The organism is Actinosynnema sp., assembly GCF_052038725.1.
In genome coordinates this window covers 1-6018 of record NZ_JBQGCX010000800.1, presented here as the reverse complement: position 1 = coordinate 6018, position 6018 = coordinate 1, and the positions used below count along the sequence as shown (strand labels likewise).

The window sequence follows — 6018 nt, the reverse complement described above, 5'->3', positions numbered from 1 at the left end:
CGAAGGTCGGGCACACCTGGCGCACCCGGCGCACGGTGTCCCTGACCACCCGCGCGCCGCACTCGGTGAAGCCGTCCACGACCCGCCCGTGCTCCCCCGCGCTCATCCACGGCTGCCTCGGCGGCACGACGTCCGGGTGGTCCAGGAGCAGGACCAGGCGGTTGAGGTCGTAGTCGGGGTGCGGCCTGCGGGCCTGGTGGAAGCGGCGCTCCTCGTAGCTCGCGCGCCGCTCCGCCACCGCCGCCAGCACCGCCCGCACCTCCTCCGGGGTCGCCACGCCCCACTCGCGCGCGTGCGCCCACAGCGCCGCCGACCGCTCGTCCCGCGCCCGGTCCGCGACGCCGGTCAGGAGGCCGAGCATGTCGAGTCCGGGCGCGGCGCGGCGCGGGACGTGGTGCACCGCCCGCACGCTCGGCCGCAGCGCCCGGTACTCGGGGACCGGGTCCAGGTCGGCCGGGGTCCCGACGTGCAGGACGTGGGTCGCGCAGGACCGCAGGCCCGCCGCGATCCCGGCGAACCGGGCCCGCGCCGACCCCGTGCGCCGCCCCGAGGCCGCCGAGGCGCAGGTCGGCAGGACCAGCACCGCGCCCCGGAACCGGGGCAGCGCCGCCGGGTCCACCTCCTGCACCGTGGTGAGCCACGTGGCCACCCCTCGCGCGCGCAACTGGTCGGCCGACCGCTGGGCCAACCGGTAGGACAGGTCCCCGTAGCCGTACACCACCAGCCAGGGGGTCGGGAAAACGCCGGAACCGGCCATGCCGGGGATTGTGGGGTGCGGACTTGATCGGCGTCAACGCGGGAAACGGCAGGTCAAGGCCGGCAGCGGGGAAGATTCACCGGAGCGGCGGACTATTCGGGAATAATTCCAGAAAGAATGCGACAACGCCCGCCCGCAGCGGGGCGGCCGACCCGCCCGGCCCGCCGAGGACCGGCGCGCCGTCCGGCCCCGGTCGTACCCTGGAGCCGAGCCCCCACCCCCGGCGCCTCGTCCAGGGCAGGGGTCTGTCCGCGTTGTCCACCAGTCACGGGAGCCGCACTCCGATGCCCCAGCCCGGCCCGCTGTCCGGCCTGCTGACCGCCGTCCTGCCCGACAAGGCCCTGCGCGCGCTGGCCGACGCCGCGGGTTCGCCCGAGCTGGAGCTGGAGGGACCGCCCGCGGCCCGCCCCCTGGTGGCCGCCGCGCTCTCGCGCACCTCCCCGGTGCTCGCCGTGACCGCCACCGGCCGGGAGGCCGAGGAACTGGCCTCGGTCCTGCGCGACCTGGTCGGGCCCGAGGCGGTGGCGATCTTCCCGTCCTGGGAGACCCTGCCGCACGAGCGGCTGTCCCCCAGGGCCGACACGGTCGGCGCCCGCCTCCAGGTGCTGCGCAGGCTCGCCCACCCCGGCGACCGGCCGCTGCGCGCGGTCGTGGCCACGGTCCGCAGCCTCATCCAGCCCATGGCCCCCGGCCTCGGCGACCTGGAGCCGGTCGACCTCGCCACCGGCTCCGAGCACGACTTCGACGCCCTCCTGCACCGGCTGGCCGAGCTCGCCTACACGCGCGTCGACATGGTCGAGAAGCGCGGCGAGTTCGCCGTGCGCGGCGGCATCCTGGACGTCTTCCCGCCCACCGCCGAGCACCCGCTGCGCGTGGAGTTCTGGGGCGACGAGGTCACCGAGATCCGCCCGTTCTCGGTGGCCGACCAGCGCTCCCTGCCCAAGCAGGTCGACGCGTTCACCGCCCCGCCGTGCCGCGAGCTGCTGCTCACCGAGCGGGTCCGCGCCCGCGCCCGTGAGCTGGCCGCCGAGCACGAGGCCGACGCGCAGCTCGCCGAGATGCTCGCCAAGCTCGCCGAGGGCATCCCGTCCGAGGGCATGGAGGCGCTGATCCCCGCCCTGTGCGAGGGCGAGCTCCAGCTGCTCACCGACCTGGTCCCGGACGGCACGCACGTGCTGGTCAACGACCCGGAGAAGATCCGCGCCCGCGCCCGCGACCTGGTTCGCACCGGCCAGGAGTTCCTGGAGGCCTCCTGGATGGCGGCGGCGGGCGGCGGCAAGGCCCCGATCGACCTCGGCGCCTCCGCCTACCGCGCGCTCGACGAGGTCGCCGACGCCGCGCGCGCCGCCGACAAGCCCTGGTGGACGCTCAGCCAGCTCACCACCGAGGGCTCGAACGTGCTGCGCCTGGAGTTCAAGCACGTCCAGGCCTACCAGGGCGACGTGGACCGGGCGTTCGCCGACCTGCGCGCCCACACCGCCGCGGGCGGCACCGCCGTCCTGGTCGTGCCCGGCGCGGGCACCGCCCAGCGCGCCACCGAGCAGCTGCGCGAGGCCCAGGTGGGCGCGGTGTGCGTGGACTCGCTGGACGAGCCCCCGAAGACCGGCGCGGTCACCGTGGTGCGCGGCGCGCTGGAGGACGGCTTCGCGCTGCCCGAGCTGGCGCTGGTGGTGCTCACCGAGACGGACCTGACCGGCGGCCGGGGCGGGACGTCCACGAAGGACATGCGGCGGATGCCGTCCCGCCGCCGCAACGCCGTCGACCCGCTCGCCCTCAAGACCGGCGACTACGTGGTGCACGAGCAGCACGGCATCGGCCGGTACGTGGAGATGGTGCAGCGCACCGTCGCGGGCGCCACCCGCGAGTACCTGGTGCTGGAGTACGCCTCCAGCAAGCGCGGCCAGCCCGGCGACCGGCTGTTCGTGCCCACCGACCAGCTCGACGAGGTTTCCCGCTACGTCGGCGGCGAGCTGCCCACGCTCAACAAGCTGGGCGGCTCGGACTGGAAGAACACCAAGGCCAAGGCCAAGAAGGCGGTCAAGCAGATCGCCGCCGAGCTGGTGCAGCTCTACGCCGCCCGGCAGTCCGCGCCCGGCCCCGCGTTCGCGCCCGACACCCCGTGGCAGCGCGAGCTGGAGGACGCGTTCCCGTTCACCGAGACCGTCGACCAGATGGCCGCCATCGACGAGGTCAAGGGCGACATGGAGCGCGGCGTCCCGATGGACCGGGTCATCTGCGGCGACGTCGGCTACGGCAAGACCGAGATCGCGGTGCGCGCGGCGTTCAAGGCGGTGCAGGACGGCAAGCAGGTGGTGGTGCTGGTGCCCACGACCCTGCTGGCGCAGCAGCACCTCAACACGTTCACCGAGCGGATGCGCGCGTTCCCGGTCGTGGTGCGGGGCCTGTCCCGGTTCACCGACCCGACCGAGGCCGAGCAGACCACCACCGGGCTCGCCGAGGGCGACGTCGACGTGGTGATCGGCACGCACCGGCTGCTGCAGAAGGGCCTGCGGTACAAGGACCTCGGCCTGGTGATCGTGGACGAGGAGCAGCGCTTCGGCGTCGAGCACAAGGAGCACATCAAGGCGCTGCGCACGCACGTGGACGTGCTGACCATGTCCGCGACGCCGATCCCGCGCACCCTGGAGATGTCGCTGGCGGGCATCCGCGAGATGTCCACGATCCTCACCCCGCCCGAGGAGCGGCACCCGATCCTGACCTACGTCGGCGCGTACGACGACAAGCAGGTCGGCGCGGCCATCCGGCGCGAGCTGCTGCGCGACGGCCAGGTGTTCTACGTGCACAACCGGGTCTCCTCGATCGAGAAGGCCGCCCGGCGCATCCGCGAGCTGGTGCCCGAGGCGCGCGTGGTCACCGCGCACGGCCAGATGAACGAGGACAAGCTGGAGAAGATCATCCAGGGGTTCTGGGAGCGCGAGTACGACGTCCTGGTGTCCACCACGATCGTCGAGACCGGCCTGGACATCTCCAACGCCAACACGCTCATCGTCGAGCGCGGCGACATGCTCGGCCTGTCCCAGCTGCACCAGCTGCGCGGGCGCGTCGGCCGGGGCCGCGAGCGCGGGTACGCGTACTTCCTGTACCCGCCGGAGTCCCCGCTCAGCGAGACCGCGCACGACCGGCTCGCCACCATCGCGCAGAACACCGAGCTGGGCGCGGGCATGGCGGTGGCCATGAAGGACCTGGAGATCCGGGGCGCGGGCAACATCCTCGGCGCCGAGCAGTCCGGGCACATCGCGGGCGTCGGCTTCGACCTGTACGTGCGGCTGGTCGGCGAGGCGGTCGAGGCGTTCCGCCGCTCCGCGGGGGCCGACGGCGAGCTGGAGGCCGAGCTGGCCGAGGTCCGCGTCGAGCTGCCGGTGGACGCGCACATCCCGCACGACTACGTGCCCGGCGAGCGGCTCCGGCTGGAGGCGTACCGCAAGATCGCGGCGGCCGTCGACGAGGCGGGGCTGACTGCGGTGCGCGACGAGCTCAAGGACCGCTACGGCGCGCCGCCGCTGCCCGTGGAGCGGCTGCTGGACGTGGCCAGGCTGCGGCACACCTGCCGCGCGCACGGCGTCACCGAGGTCGCCCTGCAGGGCAGCTCGATCCGGTTCGCGCCGCTGGAGCTGAAGGACTCGCAGGTGGTCCGGCTGCGCAGGCTGCACCCCAAGGCGGTGTACAAGCAGGCCGTCTCGACGATCACGACGCCTCGGCCCACCGAAGGCGCGGCGGGCGGCCGGATGGGCGCGCCCCCGCTGCGCGACCAGGAGTTGCTCGCCTGGTGCGCCCACTTCCTGGAATCACTCGCGGGAGCGCCCGTGAGCGGTGTCACGAGTTCGTGAGAGGGTACTGGGCGTGAGGACTGTGCAGAGGCGCTTCACCCTGACCGTCGCGGCCGTCGCACTGCTGGTGGCGGGCTGCGGCTCGGGCCCGGCCAAGATCGGGTCGGCGGCCGTCGTCGGCGACTCGGTGGTGCCGCTGGCCGACATCCAGCACCAGCTCCAGCTGGTGCTCGCCAAGGAGCCCGACGTCAAGGTCGCCCTCCAGCGCGAGCGCAAGCTCGACCAGGTCGCCGACACCCTCGTGCAGATCAAGGTGTGGCACGAGCTGATCGCGAAGGCCGCCGCGAACGAGGGCGTCACCGTCACCGAGGACGAGGTGGCGGAGGCCGTCGAGAGCGCGGGCGGCGCCGAGACCGCCTCCCAGGGCACCGTGTACACGAAGGAGACCTTCCCGGAGCGGGCGCGGGACCAGCTGCTGCTGGTCAAGCTGGCGGGCAAGTACGCGGACCGGATGGAGGTCACCTTCGACTACTTCTTCACCACCAGCGGTGAGGACGCGAAGGAGAAGGCCAGGCAGGTCGCGGCCGACCCGTCGAAGATGGCGGGCTTCATCGCCGCCGCGCCGAGCGGCCCCGAGGGCCAGCAGCTCGCCGGGCGCGGGCAGAAGGTCAGCTCCGCCGAGTCGCCCGAGGCCGCGCAGGCCCCGCTGTTCGGCGCCGAGCCCGGCACCGTGCTGGCGTACCCGCCGAGCCAGAGCAGCTCGCAGTGGCTGGTGGCCTACGTGACCGACCGGGACACCGACGCGACGGCGAGCGGCCTGGACGCGTCCGCCTCGCAGCTCACCCCGTCCGCGCTGGAGGGCATCGGCCTGCGGCTGATGCAGACCCTGGCCGGGTCGCCGAAGGTCGAGCTGAACCCGCGCTACGGCGTGTGGGACCCGATCAACTACGGCCCGGTGCCGAGCGAGGGCGAGCTGGGCGGCCTGCAGCTGAAGGCGAGGCAGGTCCAGTCGTGACGTCGGACGTCCCACCCGCCGCAGCGGCCCCGCCGACCGGGCCGGACGCGGCGCCGCCGGTCACCGTCATCGTGGTCAGCGCCCGCCTCGGCTGGGCGGTGCCCCTCGCGGAGCTGCCCGCGCTGCGGGCCGCGCCGGTCGTGTGCGCGAGCGCGGGCGTCCCCCTCCAGGAGGGGGTGCGCCCCGCGCCCGCCGCCGCGTCCGACCTGGCCGCCGGGTCGGTGCTGCTGACCGCGGACCCGGCCGACCCGCTGGCCGCCGAGCTGGTGGCGCGCGGCGCGCGCCTGGCGCGCACGCCCGAGCCGCCGATCGTCGAGGCGGTCGCGGTGATGGACCGGCTGCGCTCGCCGGGCGGCTGCCCGTGGGACGCCGAGCAGGACCACGACTCGCTGCGCAAGTACCTCGTCGAGGAGACATACGAGCTCCTGGAGGCCATCGAGGACGGCGACCGGGACGCG

General features: G+C 74.3%; 4 protein-coding genes. 3 read left to right on the top strand and 1 reads right to left on the bottom strand.

Features of this window, described 5'->3' with window-relative positions; all coding sequences use genetic code 11:
• Nucleotides 1-757, bottom strand: a 757-nt coding sequence (locus tag ACTUAL_RS16515; protein WP_440900894.1) for a hypothetical protein, incomplete at its 3' end; no start/stop codon positions are given.
• Nucleotides 758-1041: 284 nt separating this feature from the next.
• Here ACTUAL_RS16515 and mfd point away from each other — a divergent pair.
• The 3 genes from mfd to ACTUAL_RS16500 all read left to right on the top strand — a co-directional run.
• A complete protein-coding gene (gene mfd, locus ACTUAL_RS16510; protein WP_440900893.1) occupies nucleotides 1042-4605 on the top strand; it encodes a transcription-repair coupling factor in 3564 nt (1187 codons plus the stop codon).
• Between the two features lie 13 nt (nucleotides 4606-4618).
• Nucleotides 4619-5560 (top strand): hypothetical protein, encoded by a 942-nt coding sequence (locus ACTUAL_RS16505; protein WP_096491444.1) that lies wholly within the window; start codon nucleotides 4619-4621, stop codon nucleotides 5558-5560.
• Nucleotides 5557-6018, top strand: a 462-nt coding sequence (locus tag ACTUAL_RS16500) for a MazG nucleotide pyrophosphohydrolase domain-containing protein (RefSeq protein ID WP_440900892.1), incomplete at its 3' end; no start/stop codon positions are given. The genes ACTUAL_RS16505 and ACTUAL_RS16500, both read left to right, overlap by 4 nt.